The organism is Brachybacterium epidermidis (assembly GCF_015209585.1).
GTDB classification, from domain to species: Bacteria; Actinomycetota; Actinomycetes; order Actinomycetales; family Dermabacteraceae; genus Brachybacterium; species Brachybacterium epidermidis.
The window spans coordinates 400,390-418,551 of sequence record NZ_JADEYR010000001.1; the positions used below are offsets into that span (position 1 = coordinate 400,390).

An 18,162-nucleotide genomic window follows, 5' to 3' on the forward strand; every position below is an offset into this window, starting at 1 on the left:
CTGTGGGCGATCGCATCCGAGCAGTTCGTGGCGATCTTCAACAACGCCCTGCGCCCGTTCCTCGGTGAGGAGCTCTGAGACAGCCCATGGTGGGTGCGATGGCCCCGGCGCTCCCGCTCCGGCCGCGCCCTCTGGCGGGGCTGGCGCGTCGGCTGCGCGGTGAGGACGGATCGGCCGTGGCAGAGTTCCCGCTGGTGTCCGTGCTGATCATCATGATCGCGCTCGGGGTGATCCAGGCGGCGCTGATACTCCACACTCGCAACACCCTGATCGATGCGGCTGTCCAGGGCGCGCACCATGCGGCACTGGTCGGCTCGACACCCGAGGACGGTGCTGCCCGAGCCGAGTCCCTCATCAGCGGTCGCTTCGGTGACTCGCTCGATGCCGAGGCCACAGCGACCACGGACGGGAGCGGGACCATTCGCGTCCAGGTGAGCGCCACCTTGCCCCTGGTGGGGATGATCGGGCCCTCGGCCGGTCTGCAGGTGGAAGGGCGTGCGATCGACGAGAGCACCTGGTAGTCGGATACCGCTCCACGCTCGTCACGATGGAAGGAGGGATGTCGTGCGAACTCTGTACCGCCGATGGCGGGCCGAGGACGGCAATGCGCTGGTGGAGTTCGTGGTGCTGGCCGTCGCACTGCTGCTCCCTGCCCTGTACCTGGTGCTGACCCTGGGATCCGTGCAGTCCGCTGTCTTCGCCGCCGACATCATCGCCCGGGACACTGCCCGCATCCATGCCGTCGAGCAGGAACCCGTGCGTGCCCAGCAGCGCAGCAGCGATCACGCCGAGATGGTCCTGGAGGACTTCGGTCTGTCCGCTCGCGATGCGGTGGAGGTCTCCTGCACCCACGATCCCTGTGCCACCGCCGGCGGCACCGTGACTGCCACCGTCCGGATCCCGGTGCCGATTCCCGGGCTCGGGCCGGTCCTCGGCCAGAAGGGCCCGGTGGCCGTGAGCTCCGGACACGCGGTGCAGGTGGACCAGTACCGGGCAGGCAACGGATGATCCCGCGCGGGAACGGAGCAGGCGCGCTGATGACGCGGCTGCGCAGCACCGATGGATCGATGACGATCCTCACCACCGGCGTCCTGGTGGTGATCCTGATGGTGATCGCCGTGGGCACCTCGATCACCGGGGTGCACCTGGAGCGCAACCGGCTCCAGCACGCCGCCGACGGAGCCGCCCTGGCCGCCACCCAGGCGCTGGACCCTGCCGACCTGTACGGCCACGGATCCGGGGGCGTCCCCTCCGAGGCCGATGCGCGCTCCGCCGCGATCGAGCATCTGTCCACCTACCCGATCGACTCCACCCGAACCGAGGATCTCGACATCACCGGGGTACAGGTGGACACGGATGGCACGGTGCGCATCCAGCTCTCGGCCACCACCCACCCACCGCTGGCAGGATGGTTCACCCGGGGCACGGGCATCGCCGTCCCCCTCACGGTCGAAGGGCAGGCACGCTCACGATGAACACAGGCGCAGCAGTGAGCTCCCCGCACAGCCCGCTCCGGTCAGCAGCCGACACCGTGCTGCTGGCTCCCGACAAGTTCAAGGGTTCGGCCACCGCCGCCCAGGTGGCGAAGGCTCTCGCCCGCGGCATCTCGGCCACGGCCCCCGAGGTCCGCCTGATCCACTGCCCCATCGCCGACGGCGGCGACGGCACCGTTGACGCCGCCCTCACCGCCGGGTACACCGAGCACCCCGCCACCGTCACCGGGCCCACCGGGAAGAAGCGCGCCGCCCGTTGGGCCCAGGGGTCCGACGGCACCGCCGTGGTCGAACTGGCCGAGACCGTCGGCCTCCAAGCACTCCCCGGGGGCGATCTCGCCGGCCGCACCGCCTCCACCCGCGGTCTCGGGGAACTGATCCTCGCCGCCGTCACCGCGGGCGCTCGCAGTGTGATGGTGGGCCTGGGCGGCAGCGCTTCCACCGATCTCGGGGCAGGGCTGCTGCAGGGGCTGGGGGCGCGGCTGCTCGATGCGGACGGGGTCGGCATCGGGCCAGGGCTCGACGGTCTTGCGCGCCTGGTGACCGCGGACCTGGACCCTGCCCGAGAAGCCCTGGACGGGGTGCAGCTGATCATCGCCAGCGACGTCACCAGCCCCCTTCTGGGGCCCGAGGGCGCTGCTGGCGTGTTCGGCCCGCAGAAGGGGCTCGCCGCCACCGAGATCGACGAGGCCGAGGCGATCCTCGAGCGGGCCGCCGCCGTCCTCGACCCCAGCGGTGACCTCCGGGACCGGCCCGGTGCTGGGGCGGCCGGGGGAGCGGGCTTCGCCCTGCACCTGCTCGGTGCGCTCCCGCGCTCCGGGGCCGACGCCGTGCTCGAGCTCGCCGGCTTCGACCAGCACCTCGATAGCGCCCACCTGGTGATCACCGGGGAGGGAGCGCTCGATGAGCAGACCCTCCAGGGCAAGGGCCCCGCCGAAGTGGCGCGCCGCGCCGCCGCCCGGAGCCTGCCGGTGCTCGCCGTGGCCGGCGCGGTCCGGCTGGACCCGTCCCGCCTGCGTGAGGCCCGCATCGAGCGGGCCTGGGACCTGCTCTCCCGGGCCGGCGGCAGCGCCCAGGCCATGGCCCGCACCGAGGAGCTGCTCGAGGACGTCGGCCGCAAGATCGGTGCGCACCTGAGCGAGGCCCGGCTCGGCCAGGGCCGGGAACCCTCCTGACGGCTCCCCGGCAGCACTGCCGTAGACTCCCCCCTTGTGGCAGCCATCGACTTCTCCGCAGAGATCCCGCACCTCCGTTCGACCCTGAGCTCGATCGAGCAGGTGACGGACGTCAGCGCGCTCGAGGCGAAGATCGCCGAGCTCGAGAAGGAGGCATCGGACCAGAACCTCTGGGACGACGTCGACAACGCCCAGCGCGTCACCTCCGCCCTGTCCCACGCCCAGGCCGAGCTGCGCCGCGTCACCGAGCTCGGCCAGCGCATCGACGACCTCGAGATCATGGTCGAGCTCTCCGCCGAGGAGAACGACGCCGAGGCGCTCGCCGAGGCCGAGGCGGAGTTCGCCGCCATTCGCAAGTCCCTCGACGAGCTCGAGGTGCGCACCCTGCTCTCCGGCGAGTACGACGAGCGCAACGCGGTGATCACCATCCGCGCCGGCGCCGGCGGCGTGGACGCAGCGGACTTCGCCGAGATGCTGCTGCGCATGTACCTGCGGTGGGCGGAGCGCCACGGGTACTCCACCAAGGTGATGGACACCTCCTACGCCGAGGAGGCCGGACTGAAGTCCGTGACCTTCGAGGTCAGTGCCCCCTTCGCCTACGGCACCCTCTCCGTCGAAGGCGGTACCCACCGCCTGGTGCGCATCAGCCCCTTCGACAACCAGGGCCGGCGCCAGACCTCCTTCGCCGCCGTCGAGGTGATCCCGCTGATCGAGTCCACCGACTCCATCGAGATCCCCGAGAACGAGCTGAAGATCGACGTGTTCCGCTCCTCCGGCCCCGGTGGTCAGAGCGTGAACACCACCGACTCCGCCGTGCGCATGACCCACATCCCCACCGGGATCGTGGTGTCCATGCAGGACGAGAAGTCCCAGATCCAGAACCGTGCCGCCGCGCTGCGCGTGATGCAGTCCCGCCTGCTGCTGCTGAAGAAGGAGCAGGAGGCCGCCGAGCGCAAGGAGCTCGCCGGGGACGTGAAGGCCAGCTGGGGCGACCAGATGCGCTCCTACGTGCTGAACCCGTACCAGATGGTGAAGGACCTGCGCACCGAGTACCAGGAGGGCAATCCCTCCTCCGTGTTCGACGGCGAGATCGACGAGTTCATCGACGCCGGCATCCGCTGGCGCGCCGAGCAGGGCAAGGAATCCGACGCCTGATCCCGTCGAGTCCCGCTGCGCACCGAGGTTTGACCAGGACTTGACCGTCCCGGTGACGGTGGCAACGGCGCATCTGCTCCTGGGGCGCCTACCCTGGAAGCGCTCAGCTTCCCCGACCCCGACAGGCGCTCGTGATCCGTTTCGACGACGTCACCAAGACGTACATGCGTGGACAGAACCCCGCGGTGGAGAACCTCGATATCGAGTTCGCCCGCGGGGAGTTCGTGTTCCTGGTGGGGGCCTCCGGTTCCGGCAAGTCGACCCTGATGCGCATGGTGCTCAAGGAGACCGCGCCCACCAGTGGGACCGTGCACGTGGCCGGCAAGGACCTCTCCCGCATCCCCTCGTGGCGGGTGCCGGCGCTGCGGCGCGACATCGGCATGGTGTTCCAGGACTTCCGCCTGCTGCCCTCCAAGACCGCCTACCAGAACATCGAGTTCGCCCTGGCCGTGATCGGCACCCCCCGCAAGGTGGTGCGGCGCCTGGTGCCCGAGATGCTGGAGATGGTGGGACTGGAGGACAAGGGCCGCCGCCTGCCACACGAGCTCTCCGGCGGTGAGCAGCAGCGCGTGGCCATCGCCCGGGCCTACGTCAACCGCCCCTCGATCCTGCTGGCCGACGAGCCCACAGGCAACCTCGACCCCTCCACCGCGGAGGGAATCCTGGACCTGCTGGCCGAGATCAACGATCGCGGCACCACCGTGGTGATGGCCACTCACGACCGCACCGCCGTCGACCGCATGCGCCGCCGAGTGGTGGAGATGGTCGCGGGCAGGGTGGTGCGCGACGACGCCCACGGCACCTACGAGTCCGTCGCCCCGGAGAGCGTCATCTCCGGCAACCTCCCCGACGGGGCCGAGGACCTCGACGCACAGGCCCTCGCCGATCCGGAGACGGATCACCGGGACAGCACCGATGATGCCCAGCGCTCCCCCGACGACCGTCCCGGGAGACAGGCGGGCGGATCCCACCGCGTCCCCCATGACGGCGACGACCTGCTCGACGAGCGCGATGCCCACCTGCGCGAGGAGGACGAGGCCTTCGCCGAGGACCTGCACGATCCGGAGTCCGCACGATGAGGGCGCGGTACATCCTCAGCGAGATCCTCACCGGTCTGTGGCGCAACATCTCCATGGTGATCTCGGTGGTGATCGTCACCGCGGTCTCCCTGACCTTCGTGGGCACCGGCCTGCTGATGCAGAAGCAGATCCTGGAGATGAAGAACACCCTGGTGGAGCAGTCGCAGGTGACCATCTTCATGTGCTCGCCCCACTCGACGGCGGCCTCGTGCGCCGGGGGAGCGGCCACCGATGCGCAGATCGACTCCGCGCGCGAGGCCCTCGAGGGGGACGTGCTCTCCCCGTACATCGACAGGTTCTCCGAACGCAGTCAGGACGAGGCCCTGGAGATCTACCAGGAGCAGTTCGCGGGGGAGGGGTTCGTCTCGAACTTCACGGCCGCGGACATGCCCGTCTCCTTCCACATCACGCTGAAGAACGCGGAGGACTCCGACGCGGTGGTCGAGTTCTTCCAGGGACGCGACGGCGTGGACGAGGTCACCGACCTGCTCAGCGTGTTCGCCCCGTTCATCGACGTGCTCAACCAGTCCACGATGTTCGCCCTGGGACTGGCGGTGCTGATGCTGGTCGCCGCCGCTCTGCTGGTGGCCACCACGATCCGGATGGCGGTGGCCAACCGCCGCCGCGAGATCGCGATCATGCGCCTGGTGGGAGCCTCCAACGTGTTCATCCGGGCACCGTTCTTGCTCGAGGGCGCCGCGGCCGCCCTCATCGGAGGAGTGATCGCCTCAGCGATGCTGTGGGTGGGCCTGCGGTACATCGTCGAGGGCTGGCTGGTGGAGACCCTCGGCCCCCAGCTGATCACCGTGGGAACCGCCGACCTGGTGTGGGCGGCGCCGGTGATCATCGTGCTGGGCGCGGCGCTGTCCATCGTGTCCTGTGTGGTCTCCCTGAACCGCTACCTGAAGGTGTGAGCATGACCGATCGCCTCCTGCGCCGCCCGCTGTGCGTGCTCGCCTCCGCACTGATGGTGCTGTTCCCGCTGCTGGCGGTGCCGACCACGGCGCTCGCGGAGGGGTCCAAGGACGACAAGATCGCCGAGCGCGATTCGATCGAGCAGCAGCTCGAGGACCTCCGCCTGGAGCTGGACGGGGTCAACGACGACCTCGCCGACACCTACATGGAACTGGCCGAGACCGAGCTGCTGATCCCTCAGGCCCAGGACGCTCTCGACGACGCCCGGGAGGAGCTCGCGATCGCCGAGGAGGAGGACCGCGAGGTCGGCGAACGGCTGAGCAAGGCCCAGGACGAGGAGAAGGAGCTGGAGGACGAGGTCGCCGCCGGCCAGGACGAGGTCGACCGCACCGACGACGAGCTCGCCCAGGTGGCACTGTCGGCCTACAAGGGCGCGGGGATTCCCAACCCGGCCACCGTCTTCGTGGGCGGCAGCCCCCAGGACACGGTGGATCGCACCATGAACTACCGCCTCACCATGGCGTCCCAGGGGTCGCGCCTGGACACCCTGCGCACCGACCAGGCCGTGAGCGAGAACTCCGCCGACCGCCTCACCGCCGTGCGCGAGGAGATCGACGACCTCAAGGCCGAGGCCGAGGAGACCCTCGAGCGGAAGACCCAGGCCGAGCAGGACGCCGAGGACGCCAAGCAGGAGCTCGACGACCTGTATGCGCAGCAGACGCAGCAGCGCGACGACCTCGAGGACAAGAAGAAGCAGTACGAGGACGACGAGCAGAACCTGGAGTCGCGCAGCTCCTCCCTCGACGACGAGATCGCCGAGCTGGCCCGCAAGGAGCGCGAGCGGGAGGAGAGCAGCGGCAGCGGCGGGGCGCAGCCCGCAGTCACGCCCTCGGGCAGCGGATGGACCCGCCCCGTCGGTGAGCGCCTGAACTCCAACTTCGGCTGGCGCGTGCATCCGATCTACCGCACCCGCCGCCTCCACGCCGGGGTGGACTTCCCCTCCGCCTGCGGCGTCCCGGTGGGCGCCACCCAGTCCGGCCGCGTCATCCAGCGCACCTACAACCGCGGCGCCGGCAACAAGATCGTGCTCAGCCACGGCATCCACAACGGCAAGCTGATCACCAGCTCCTACCACCACCTGCAAGGCTTCGCACTTCCGGTGGGGGCGAGCGTCTCAGCCGGGCAGACCGTGGGCTACGTGGGCACCACCGGAAGCTCCACCGGCTGCCACCTCCACTTCGAGATCCACGAGGACGGCAACGCCGTCAACCCCGCGAAGTACATCTGAACCAGGACGCGCCGCCCGGGAGCGGTTTTGAGGCCGGCGCCCGGTGCCGTGCCCTCGCGCCCTGCGCATAATCGCTCGCACACGACCAGGAGCGGCGCGTAGGCTGGGACGCTGGCGCGGGGACCGCGTCGGCTCCGGTGAGGCCGAACGGTGGCGCTGGTGGATCACGAGGTGAGGAGGGACCATGGCCACGAAGGCCGAGAAGAAGGCGACCAAGGCCGCGAAGAGGCAGGGCGCTGCGGACGGACCCGTCAAGAAGCTCATCGCCTCCAACAAGAAGGCCCGTCACGACTACCACATCGATGACACCTGGGAGGCCGGCATCGTGCTGACCGGCACCGAGGTGAAGTCCCTCCGTGACCGCGGTGCCTCCCTCGTCGACGGCTACTGCTATCTCGATGGCGGCGAGGTGTGGATGGATGCCGTGCACATCGCCCCGTACGTGAAGGGCACCTGGACCAACCATGCCGCCCGCCGCAAGCGCAAGCTGCTGCTGCACAAGCACGAGATCGCCAAGCTCGCCGGGAAGACCCGTGAGAAGGGCTACACCCTGGTCCCGCTGGAGATGTACTTCCTCGGATCCCACGCGAAGGTGGTGATCGCCCTGGCCCGCGGCAAGAAGGAGTGGGACAAGCGGCACACCTTGCGCGAACAGCAGGATCTGCGTGAGGCCCAGCGCGCGATGCGCCGGCGAGAACTCGTCTGACCACACAGTTTTACTATCGCTTGAGCTGATGTTGGGTTCCCTTATACAGTTGGCGTGCGCCGGACCAGGCACACCGACGGAGCTGCGAGGAGCAGCTCGACCACGAAGGGGTACCGATGAGGGAATCGCGCACGACCAGGGCGGGCCGCACGGCTCGAGCGCTCATGACCGGAGTGGCGGCCGCCGTGCTGGCACTCGGCATGGTCGGATGCAGCAACGATGCAGAACCGGTCGATCAGCCGACAGCGGGCGAGGAGGCGACCGGGGGCGACCAGGGCCCGGCATCATCGGACGGCGGAGGCACCGCCACCGACTCCGATGAGGCCACCGACGACCAGTCGGAGGTCGGAGCGAGCGACGGGGGAGGGGCGGATGCCCCGGAGGCCCGGGGCAGTGCAGGCAGGCCGCCGGCCGTGCTCTACATCGTCGACGGGGTGGAGGAGGCCGTGGACACCTCGCAGACCCCGTGGACGCTCACCGGTGACGGCTTGGCAGGCGTGCTTGCCGGGCACGAGGTGATCAGCGACCGTACCGCCCCCTCCTGCGACGGCGAGCTCGCCTACACCGATAGGTCCTCCGTGAACTGCACGGCATCCTTCGACATGGAGGGCCTCGACGGGGAGCAGGAGCTGACCGTGATGGCGGTACGCGCGCCGGTGGGGTTCGACCCGGCCGGTTCCCCGGCACTGCTGGTGAGCATCGGTGCCCCGCCATCGGCGCAGGCACTGGAGACCTTCACCGATCAGGACAACCATCTCGTCGGAGTGGGGCAGGGCTCCATGTTCGGCACGGATGAGCTGAGTGCCGCGGAGCTCGGCGAGGCTGTCCAGGCCACTGCGAACAGCGATGCCGGGTACGCCCCCCTCGACTCCCCGATCGCGGTGACCGAGTGCGAGGGTGCGCTCCCGGCCGGCTCCCCGGATCCCGTCGGGTGCGACGTCGTCTGGGAGCACTCGACCGACGCCGGCTTCGATGCCGAGGCGATGGCTGTGTGGTTCGTGGACTCCGACCCCGGGCTGCTGGTGGCCCTGGAGATCGGCGACCAGTCCACCGAGGGCGAATCGGGCTGATCCGCCCGTCCGCAGGCCCACCGGACCCGGTATTCCCCGGATCCCGGTGGGCCTGCCCACGTAGAAAAGACCTTGGGCGAACGCGCGCCACCGGCTACACTGGTATGACCGTGGACGAGGGTCCACCAGCCGTACGGCTGAGGATTCCTCTGATTGACAAGTGAACATCGAGTGCACCGGCAGCCCATCAGCTGCCGCTCCATGCCACTGCTCCACGCTCGGGGACGATCGGTTTCGACGGTAGTTGTCCAGCGAGGGGAAGCGGGCCGAGAATCCAGAGTCAACTCGTTAATGTCCTCTGGAAACCAATAAGTGCCGAACCCAAGCGCACTGACTTCGCTCTCGCTGCCTGATCAGCGACAGCAGTCTGGAACCCCGGGCGTGCTCCTGACCCGGATCGTTCCATCATCAAAGGAGCCACTGCTTCCGTCCCTCGTCATCGGGGCCGGGTGAACACCTCAGAGTGACTGAGTCCGTCGACGACGTGTCCGTGCGAGCGTCGGGACTGAGAAAGCGCCTTTCACGGACTGCGCCCGGAGAAGCCCTGGCTTCGCACTATCGGACGCGGGTTCGATTCCCGCCGTCTCCACTCGATGAGAAGTACCAGAAGGCCCTCTCCCCTGCGCTGATGCGCGGGGGAGGGGGCCTTCTGCATGCGTCGTCATCACGCGGTGAGCATTTCTCGCACGCGCCTGGCTGCACCCGGCGCCGGCGCTCCCGCCCCATCGGTACCATCTCCGGTATGGACATGACGCGTGTGCGGGATCGGTTCTGATGGCCGGGGTCCATTCGCACGGCCACACCCACGGTCACGCCCACAGCAGCGCCCGCACCGCCCGTGGGCGCCTGGCCTTCGCCTTCGGGATCACCCTGGTGATCGTGCTCGTCCAGGCCGTGGGCAGCGTGATCACCGGCTCCCTGGCACTGCTGACGGACACCGTCCACGCCCTCGCGGACGCCTCGGGACTCGCCGTGGCGCTGATCGCCGCCACCATGATGCTGCGTCCGCCCAGCAGCGCGCGCACGTGGGGCTTCGCGCGCATCGAGGTCATCGCCGCCCTCGGGCAGGCGGTGCTGCTGCTGGTGGTGGGGCTGTACACGGCGGTCGAAGGGCTCTCGCGGCTCGCCGCGCCGCCGGAGGTGCCCTCCCGGGAGCTGCTGATCTTCGGCGTCGTCGGCCTGGCGGCCAACATCGTCTCCATCCTGATCCTCTCGGGCAGCGGATCGGCCAACCTGAACCTGCGGGCCGCCACCCTCGAGGTGGTCAACGACGCCCTGGGGTCCCTGGGCGTCATCGTGGCAGCCGTGGTCATCGCCACCACGGGGTTCCAGCGGGCCGATGCACTGGCGGGACTGTTCATCGCCGCCCTGATCGTCCCCCGGGCGTTCCGGATCCTCCACGAGACCCTGCGGATCCTCATGGAGTACACCCCGCGCGGTGTCGATCTGGACGAGGTCCGCGAGCACATCCTGGCGCTGGACCACGTGGTAGACCTGCACGACCTGCACGCCTCCGCAATCGGCAGCGACCTGCCGGTGATCTCGGCGCACGTGGTGATCGCGGACGGCTGCTTCGAATCCGGTCATGCCCCGCAGATCCTCGCCGACGTGCAGTCCTGCCTGCGCAGCCACTTCCCGATCGCGTTCGAGCACTCGACGATCCAGTTGGAGACGGAGGAGATCCGCCGCCAGGAGGCCTGGGCCGCCCTGCACGAGTGACCACAGCCAGCCCATGGCGCGCGCACATCGGGCCGCCAGGGCGCGGACAGCGCCGACTGTCGGCTCAGCCGTCGATCAGTGCCCCGTACCCCAGCTCCACCAGGTGCGCCCTGCTCATCGCCAGCGACTCGAAGATGTCGCGCCCGTAGGTGAGGTCCTGCTCCACCAGCAGGTGCTCCGCACCGGAGGCGATGCCCTGCTCGATCACCGGTGCCCAGTCCAGGGTTCCCTGTCCCACCTCGGCGAACTGCACGATGGAGCCCTGCCAGTAGGTGGGGAAGGCGGTGGTGTCCCCTGCATCCATCGCCGCCAGCACCTCGGCCGGGGGAAGGGTGATCCGGTAGTCCTTCAGATGCACCATGTCCAGCACGCCGTCGAACTGCTGCAGGGTGCGCTCCGGGTCGCGGCCGCCGCGCTGCACCCAGTGGCAGTCGATCTCGAAGCGCAGGCTCGGGGCCTTCTCGCGCAGGTGCTCCAGCAGCGTGCGCCCGTCGATCCGGGCGAACTCCACGTGGTGGTTGTGGTAGCTCAGCGAGATGCCCGCCTCCTGCATCCGGGCCGCGTACTGCTCGGTCTCATCGCAGAACGCGAAGAACGCCTCCGGGGAGCGCATGGCCTCCATCGGCATCATGCCGATCCGGATCATGGAGGTGCCGAGCGTCTGCGCCTCCTTCACCAGCAGATCGAAGTGCTCGGCCAGAGTCTGGCCCTGGGAGGAGGGCGGCGCGGTGGTCTTCGCGGAGATCGCGGCGTACTCGATGCCCAGTTCCGTGCGAGCCCGCTCCATGTCGGCCACGTTCTGCGCGGTCATCGGGATCTGGGAGACCTCCACGACGCTGTAGCCGGTCTCGCGCACCCGCTCCAGGACCGGCAGCACCCCCTGCTCGGCGATGTGGTCCCTCAGCATCATCAGCTGGATTCCGATGCGCGCCATGGCACTCTCCTCGAGGCAGTAGGGTGCGCACCAGCCTATCCAGCGCGACCCGTCCCGCTGCGGCAGGTTGCCGCCCGTTGTCGTGACGGGGGCACGGCACCGGGCAGGATCGGCGCCCAGCCGAGCGGGGCCGGCCACCACCCGCGGCTCAGCCGAAGCAGAGCCCGTGCCCGCGCTGGCAGCGGTTGCCGTCGCGCGCAGCGGTGGCTGACCGGGGCTCAGCTCGCCTGCACCCGGTCCCGAGCGCGCACGAACGCCTGCACGCAGGCCTCGATGTCCTCCTCGGTGTGCGCGGCGGAGAGCTGCACGCGGATGCGAGCCCTTCCGCGCGGCACCACCGGGTAGGAGAACGCGGTGACGTACACGCCCTCCTCGAGCATCGCATCGGCGATCCGACCGGCCAGCGCGGCGTCCCCGAACATCACCGGGACGATCGCGTGCTCGCCGTCCAGCAGCTCGAAGCCCTCCTCGCCCATGCGTCGGCGGAACCGGGCTGCATTGTCGAACAGCGTGCCGCGCAGCTCGTGCGAGGCGGCCACCAGCTCGAGGGCCTTGATCGAGGCGGCCACGATCGCCGGTGCCAGGGAGTTGGAGAACAGGTAGGGACGGCCCTTCTGCCGCAGCATGGCGATGATCTCGGCGCGACCGGAGACATAGCCGCCGCTCGCGCCGCCCAGCGCCTTGCCGAAGGTACCGGTGTAGATGTCCACCCGATCCGAGACCCCGAAGTGCTCCGGTGTGCCGGCCCCGGTGGCGCCCATGAAGCCCACCGCATGGGAGTCGTCCACCATCACCAGCGCGCCGAACTCCTCGGCGAGGTCGCAGATCTCCTCCAGCGGTGCCAGGTACCCGTCCATGGAGAACACCCCGTCGGTGACGATCACGGTGCGGCGAGCGCCCTTGCCGTCGTGCAGCTGCGCGGCTGCCTCCAGCTGGGTGCGCAGATCCGCCATGTCGGCGTTGCGGTAGCGGAAGCGCGCCGCCTTGGAAAGGCGGATGCCGTCGATCAAGGAGGCGTGGTTCAGCTCGTCGGAGATGATGGCGTCCTCCTTGCCGAACAGGGGCTCGAACACGGCCCCGTTGGCGTCGAAGCAGGAGGAGAACAGGATGGTGGCCTCGGTCCCCAGGAACTCGCTCATGGCGTCCTCGAGCCGGAGGTGCAGGTCCTGGGTGCCGCAGATGAAGCGCACCGAGGCCATGCCGAAACCTCGCTCATCGAGGGCATCGTGGGCGGCGGCGACCAGGTCGGGGTGATCGGCCAGGCCCAGGTAGTTGTTGGCGCAGAAGTTCAGCACCTCAGAGCCGTCACGGCCGATGGGGCCCGCGGTGATGCGGCCCGACTGAGCGGTGGTGATCACCCGCTCGTGCTTGAAGGTCCCGGCCTCCTCGATCTGTGCGAGCTCGGCGGTCAGCTGATCCTTGAGGTCCGTGTACACGGGGTTCCTTCCTGCGGGTGGGGGTGAGTGGTCAATCGATGCTCTCCCAGTCCAGCAGCACCTTGCCGCCGCTGCCGGAGCGGGCGATCTCGTAGCCCTCCTCGAACCGGGAGGCGGGCAGCACGTCGGTGACGGTGCGGGTGACCAGTTCTCGCAGCTTCTGCGAACTGGTGAGCATCGCGGCCATCGCGTTCCAGGTCTCGAACATCTCGCGGCCGTAGATGCCCTGCAGGGTGAGCATGCGCGTGACCACGACCGTCCAGTCGATCTCGAACTGCCTGGGCGGGAGCCCCAGCAGCGCTATCTTGCCGCCGTGGTTCATGTTCTCGATCATCTCCTGCAGGGCGGAGGCCTGCCCGGAGATCTCCAGACCCACGTCGAAGCCCTCTCGCATGCCCAGCTCCTGCTGGGCCTCGCGCACACGGGTGGTGGAGACGTCCACCGTGACGTCCGCCCCGCTCTCGACGGCCATCTGCAGCCGGTGCGGCGCCACGTCGGTGGCGGTGATGTAGCGGGCACCGGCATGGCGCGCCACGGCCACGCACATCTGGCCGATCGGGCCCGCGCCCGTGACCAGGACGTCCTCACCCACCACGGGGAACTTCACGGTGGTGTGCACGGCATTGCCCAGCGGATCGAACAGCGCGCCCAGCTCGGGGGAGATCAGCTCGGTGCCACCGCCCGACTCGTGCACCCACACGTTCAGGTGCGGGATCACCACGTACTCGGCGAAGGCGCCGTCCCTCTGCACGCCCACGGAGCGGGTGCGGATGCACATCTGCCGGCGTCCGGCCCGACAGTTGCGGCAGGTCCCGCACACCACGTGCCCCTCACCGGAGACGCGGTCGCCGATGCGCACATCGGGAACCTGGTCGCCCACCTCGACCACCTCGCCGTAGAACTCGTGGCCGGGGGTGAACGGGACGGTGTCGCACATGGCCTGGGCGGAGGCGTCCCAGGCCAGGATGTGCAGGTCGGTCCCGCAGATCCCGGCGCGCATCACCCGGATCTTCACGTCCCAAGGGCCGCACTTCGGCTCCGGCACCTCGGTGAGCATCAGGCCTGGCCCGGGCTCGGTCTTGCGCAGCGCACGCATCGCAGCGGTCGTCTCCTCGGTCACACCACGGGCCCGGCCAGGACAGCCGGCAGCCCGTGTCCGATCAGTGACCTTCATCCTAGTGCGGGCGCACCGCCTGCTCCTTCGGTACGGGCCGTAGAGTTGGCCCGTCATGACCGAGAACGCCCCCGCCGACCGCCCCAGGACTGACCTGCGGATCACCTACCCCACGGACCTGCCCGTCTCCCAGCGCCGCGAGGACATCCAGGCGGCCATCCGCGAGAACCAGGTGGTGGTGATCGCCGGCGAGACCGGATCCGGCAAGACCACCCAGATCCCCAAGATGCTGCTCGAGCTGGGGTACGGGGCCAAGGGCCGCCTGATCGGCCACACGCAGCCGCGACGCATCGCCGCCCGCTCGGTGGCGCAGCGGATCGCCGCGGAGCTGGGGGAGAAGCTGGGCGAGGGCACCGTCGGTTACCAGGTGCGGTTCACCAAGGAGACCAGCCGCGGGGCCCGCCTCAAGCTGATGACCGACGGCATCCTGCTGGCGGAGATCGGCCGGGACCGGCTGCTGAAGCGCTACGACGCGATCATCATCGACGAGGCCCACGAGCGCTCCCTCACCATCGACGTGATCCTGGGCTACCTGCGGCAGATCCTGCCCGAGCGACCCGATCTCAAGGTCATCATCACCTCCGCCACCATCGACCCCGAGCGCTTCGCGGCCCACTTCTCTTGCCGCCTCCCCTCCGGCGACCAGGAGCCGGCGCCGATCCTCGAGGTCTCCGGCCGCACCTACCCCGTGGAGATCCGCTATCGCCCCCTGGTGCTCGAGCCCGACCTCGAGGGGGACGCGGGCGAGGACGACGACCTGGACGACATCCACTCCGTCGAGCGTGACCTCACCCAGGCCATCACCGACGCTGTGGACGAACTGGCTGCTGAGGGCCCCGGCGACATGCTGGTGTTCCTGCCCGGTGAGCGGGAGATCCGGGAGATCGCCGATGCCCTCAGCTCCCACCTGGGGCGCGGCACCCGGGGCCGGGCCGCCCTGCCGGTGGAGGTGCTGCCCCTGTTCGGCCGGCTCTCCGCCGCCGACCAGCAGAAGATCTTCACCCCGCCCCCCGCCGGCACCTTCCGCCGCATCATCCTGTCCACGAACGTCGCCGAGACCTCCCTGACCGTCCCGGGCATCACGTACGTGATCGACTCGGGCCTGGCCCGGATCTCGAGGTACTCCCAGCGCACCAAGGTGCAGCGCCTGCCGATCGAGGCGATCTCCCAGGCCAGCGCGAACCAGCGCTCGGGACGCTCCGGCCGTACCGCCCCCGGCATCGCCATCCGCCTGTACTCCCAGGAGGACTACGAGGCCCGGCCCGAGTACACCGAGCCGGAGATCCTGCGCACCTCTCTGGCCTCCGTGGTGCTGTTGATGACCTCGCTGGGCCTGGGCGACGTGGAGTCCTTCCCCTTCGTCGAGCCCCCCGCCACGCGCGCCATCACCGACGGTGTGCGTCTGCTGGAGGAGCTGGGTGCCATCGAGGACGCCCCTGGTCAGCCCGGCGGGCGCCGACTGACGAAGGTGGGCCGCACCCTGGCCCGCTTCCCCCTGGATCCCCGCATGGCGCGCATGCTGATCGAGGCGCACCGCCTCGGGGCGCTGCGGGAGGTGCTGATCATCGTGGCGGCCCTGGAGATCCAGGATCCCCGCGAGCGGCCCCTGGGCCAGGAGCAGCAGGCCAAGGAGAAGCACCGCCGCTTCGAGGACGAGACCAGCGACTTCCTGGCCTATCTGAAGCTGTGGGAGCACCTGCAGCAGCGCCGCGATGCGCTGTCCGGCTCCGCCTTCCGCCGCGAGGTGCGCTCGGAGTTCCTGCACTACCTGCGGATCCGTGAATGGTGGGACCTGCACTCCCAGCTGCGGGACATGGCCAAGGACGTGGGGCTCTCCCGCAACGACACCCCCGCAAGCCCTCAGGCCATCCACCAGGCGCTGCTGGCGGGCCTGCTCAGCCATGTAGGCCTGTACGAGGAGCGCTCCCGCGAGTACACCGGGGCCCGCGGCGCCCGCTTCGCGATCTGGCCCGGCTCGGCCCTGGCCAAGAAGCGCCCCGACTACGTGATGGTCGCCGAGCTGGTGGAGACCTCCCGGCTGTGGGGCCGCACCGCCGCGCGCATCGACCCCGCCTGGGCCGAGGAGGTGGGCGCCCACGTGGTGCGGCGCTCACATTCCGCACCGCACTGGTCCTCCAAGCAGGCCGGCGCGATGGCCCACGAGAAGGTCACCCTGTACGGGGTTCCCATCGTGGCCGACCGCGTGGTGGGCTACGGACGCATCGACCCCGAGGCCGCTCGCGACATCTTCATCCAGCACGCCCTGATCGAGGGGGACTGGCGCACCCGCCACCACTTCTTCCGCGACAACCGTGCCCTCATCGCCCGACTCGAGGAACTGGAGGCCAAGACCCGTCGGCGCGACCTGCTGGTCTCCGACGAGCAGCTGTTCCGCTTCTACGACGAGCGGATCCCCGCCGAGGTGGTCTCCGGCGCCCACTTCGACTCCTGGTGGAAGAAGCAACGGCACGAGACGCCGGACCTGCTCACCCTCACCGAGGACGACCTGCTGGACCCGGACGCCGACGTCGCCCACCTGGCACGGGACTACCCGGACACCTGGGTGCAGGGCGACATCACCCTGCCGCTGAGCTACTCGTTCGGCGAGGTGGGGGCCAAGGGGGCCGATGGCGTGACCGCCACCGTGCCGCTGGCCGTGCTGAACCGTCTCGAGCCGCGCGGCTTCGACTGGTTGGTGCCCGGCATGCGCCACGAGCTGATCACCGAGCTGATCCGCTCCCTGCCCAAACCGATCCGCCGCCACCTGGTGCCGGCCCCCGAGCGGGCCAAAGCCGTGGCCGCAACCCTCCACGACGACGACCCCGATGCGGGCGAGCCCTTCGTGGAGGCCGTGGCCGATGAGCTGGTGGCCCTGCCCGGGGTGCCCCAGGACCTCCCCCTGTATGGGGCCGAGTTCGACCTGGCGAAGCTGCCCGCCCACCTGCGCATGCACTTCCGGGTGGTGGACGCCAAGGGCCGCCAGATCGGCAGCGGCGACTCCCTGGCCGATCTCAAGGCCCGCCTCAAACAGCGCATGGAGGCCTCGGTCTCCTCCCGCGGTGACGACCTGGACCGCACCGACCTGCGCAGCTTCCCCGAGGACGGGGTGCCGCGCGTCCACGAGTCCACCGTGGGCGGGCTGAAGGTCACCGGCTACCCCGCACTGGTGGCCCGTCGCGACAAGGACGGCACCGTCACCCGCATCGACCTGGCCGTCCTCGCCACCGAGGACGAGCAGTCCCTGGCTCACCGCGCCGGTCTGATCGCCCTGATCGACCGGGAGGTGGGGACGGACCTGTCCGGGGTGCTGAACTCCCTTCCCAACCCCACCAAGCTGGCCGTGGCCGGTTCGGACTACCCCTCCACCGCGGCCCTGCTGGCCGATGCTTCCCGCGCCGCCACCGCCCACCTGGTGGGGGAGGGCACCGCGCGCACCCGTGCCGAGTACGACGCACTGCAGGAGCAGGTGCGCGCACGCCACGACGTGCTCGCCGCCCAGGCCGTCAAGGACGCCGCCGGTGCGCTCGCCGTCCACGGCCGGCTGCAGAAGGAGGTCTCCCGCGCCTCCTCGCTGGCGATCCTGAACACACTCACCGCGATCCGCGAGCACGCCGCCTCCCTGCTGGGCGACGGCTTCATCTCCCGCACGGGACTGGACCACCTGGGGGACCTGCGCCGGTATCTCGAGACCGATCTGGTTCGCCTGGACAAGCTGCAGCAGAATCCCCGTCGTGATGACCAGCTCGCCTGGCAGATCGACGACATCACCCGGTACTGGGAGGGAGTCCGGGCGAAGCTCTCCGCCCGTCGCCTGGCCGAACCGGACGCCGGTGAGATCCCCTGGATGCTCGAGGAGCTCCGCGTGAGCCTGTTCGCCCAGACCCTGGGCACGAAGTACACCGTCTCGGACAAGCGGATCCGCAAGGCCATCGCAGAACTGGGGTGAGCGCCCCAGCCAGATGGTGCCCACCGCTCAGGCGATCTGGGTGCGCCACGCGCACGACGTGGCACCGTTCGT

At 69.7% G+C, this 18,162-nt stretch carries 15 protein-coding genes and 1 other RNA gene; 13 read left to right on the top strand and 3 right to left on the bottom strand.

Translation table 11 applies throughout. From position 1 onward, the window contains the following. Positions 1-176 precede the first annotated feature (176 nt). From IOE58_RS01800 to IOE58_RS01855, 12 genes are all read left to right on the top strand, one after another. Complete coding sequence (locus tag IOE58_RS01800; RefSeq protein WP_259789216.1) at positions 177-521, top strand: TadE family protein; 345 nt, start codon at positions 177-179, stop codon at positions 519-521. A gap of 43 nt (positions 522-564) precedes the next feature. Beyond that, positions 565-1,008, top strand: a complete 444-nt coding sequence (locus IOE58_RS01805; RefSeq protein ID WP_259789215.1) for a hypothetical protein — start codon at positions 565-567, stop codon at positions 1,006-1,008. Positions 1,009-1,067: 59 nt separating this feature from the next. Beyond that, entirely contained in the window at positions 1,068-1,475 is a 408-nt protein-coding gene (locus IOE58_RS01810; RefSeq protein ID WP_228018477.1) for a pilus assembly protein TadG-related protein, read from the top strand. Positions 1,476-1,531: 56 nt separating this feature from the next. Further along, positions 1,532-2,668, top strand: a complete 1,137-nt coding sequence (locus IOE58_RS01815) for a glycerate kinase (RefSeq protein WP_348981835.1) — start codon at positions 1,532-1,534, stop codon at positions 2,666-2,668. A gap of 36 nt (positions 2,669-2,704) precedes the next feature. Continuing rightward, positions 2,705-3,823, top strand: coding sequence for a peptide chain release factor 2 (gene prfB / locus IOE58_RS01820; protein ID WP_193864720.1), 1,119 nt, complete (start codon positions 2,705-2,707; stop codon positions 3,821-3,823). Positions 3,824-3,954: 131 nt separating this feature from the next. Next, positions 3,955-4,902 carry a cell division ATP-binding protein FtsE gene (gene ftsE, locus IOE58_RS01825; RefSeq protein ID WP_193864721.1) on the top strand — a complete coding sequence of 316 codons (948 nt, stop codon included), beginning with the start codon at positions 3,955-3,957 and terminating at the stop codon, positions 4,900-4,902. After that, complete coding sequence (ftsX, locus tag IOE58_RS01830; protein ID WP_193864722.1) at positions 4,899-5,816, top strand: permease-like cell division protein FtsX; 918 nt, start codon at positions 4,899-4,901, stop codon at positions 5,814-5,816. The genes ftsE and ftsX overlap by 4 nt, the downstream gene beginning before the upstream one ends. A 2-nt stretch (positions 5,817-5,818) precedes the next feature. After that, positions 5,819-7,105: a murein hydrolase activator EnvC family protein gene (locus IOE58_RS01835; RefSeq protein WP_193864723.1), complete on the top strand. Its 1,287-nt coding sequence runs from the start codon at positions 5,819-5,821 to the stop codon at positions 7,103-7,105. 184 nt (positions 7,106-7,289) lie between these two features. After that, a complete protein-coding gene (smpB, locus tag IOE58_RS01840) occupies positions 7,290-7,811 on the top strand; it encodes an SsrA-binding protein SmpB (RefSeq protein ID WP_228018478.1) in 522 nt (173 codons plus the stop codon). A gap of 164 nt (positions 7,812-7,975) precedes the next feature. Then, positions 7,976-8,881, top strand: coding sequence for a hypothetical protein (locus tag IOE58_RS01845; RefSeq protein ID WP_193864724.1), 906 nt, complete (start codon positions 7,976-7,978; stop codon positions 8,879-8,881). Between the two features lie 220 nt (positions 8,882-9,101). Beyond that, positions 9,102-9,473, top strand: a transfer-messenger RNA (tmRNA) gene (gene ssrA, locus IOE58_RS01850). Positions 9,474-9,655: 182 nt separating this feature from the next. Continuing rightward, positions 9,656-10,600, top strand: coding sequence for a cation diffusion facilitator family transporter (locus IOE58_RS01855; RefSeq protein WP_193864725.1), 945 nt, complete (start codon positions 9,656-9,658; stop codon positions 10,598-10,600). A 64-nt stretch (positions 10,601-10,664) separates the two neighbouring features. Here IOE58_RS01855 and IOE58_RS01860 read toward each other — a convergent pair whose 3' ends face one another. The 3 genes from IOE58_RS01860 to tdh all read right to left on the bottom strand — a co-directional run bounded on the left by IOE58_RS01860 (position 10,665) and on the right by tdh (position 14,066). Then, the gene (locus IOE58_RS01860) at positions 10,665-11,534 is read right to left on the bottom strand and encodes a sugar phosphate isomerase/epimerase family protein (protein ID WP_193864726.1); all 870 of its coding nucleotides are present in this window, start codon (positions 11,532-11,534) and stop codon (positions 10,665-10,667) included. Positions 11,535-11,752: 218 nt separating this feature from the next. Continuing rightward, positions 11,753-12,970, bottom strand: coding sequence for a glycine C-acetyltransferase (locus IOE58_RS01865; protein WP_193864727.1), 1,218 nt, complete (start codon positions 12,968-12,970; stop codon positions 11,753-11,755). A 31-nt stretch (positions 12,971-13,001) separates the two neighbouring features. Beyond that, the gene (gene tdh / locus IOE58_RS01870) at positions 13,002-14,066 is read right to left on the bottom strand and encodes an L-threonine 3-dehydrogenase (protein ID WP_193864728.1); all 1,065 of its coding nucleotides are present in this window, start codon (positions 14,064-14,066) and stop codon (positions 13,002-13,004) included. Positions 14,067-14,199: 133 nt separating this feature from the next. Here tdh and hrpA point away from each other — a divergent pair, with 133 nt between their 5' ends. Then, positions 14,200-18,090: an ATP-dependent RNA helicase HrpA gene (hrpA, locus tag IOE58_RS01875; RefSeq protein WP_193864729.1), complete on the top strand. Its 3,891-nt coding sequence runs from the start codon at positions 14,200-14,202 to the stop codon at positions 18,088-18,090. The last annotated feature ends 72 nt before the right edge of the window (positions 18,091-18,162 follow it).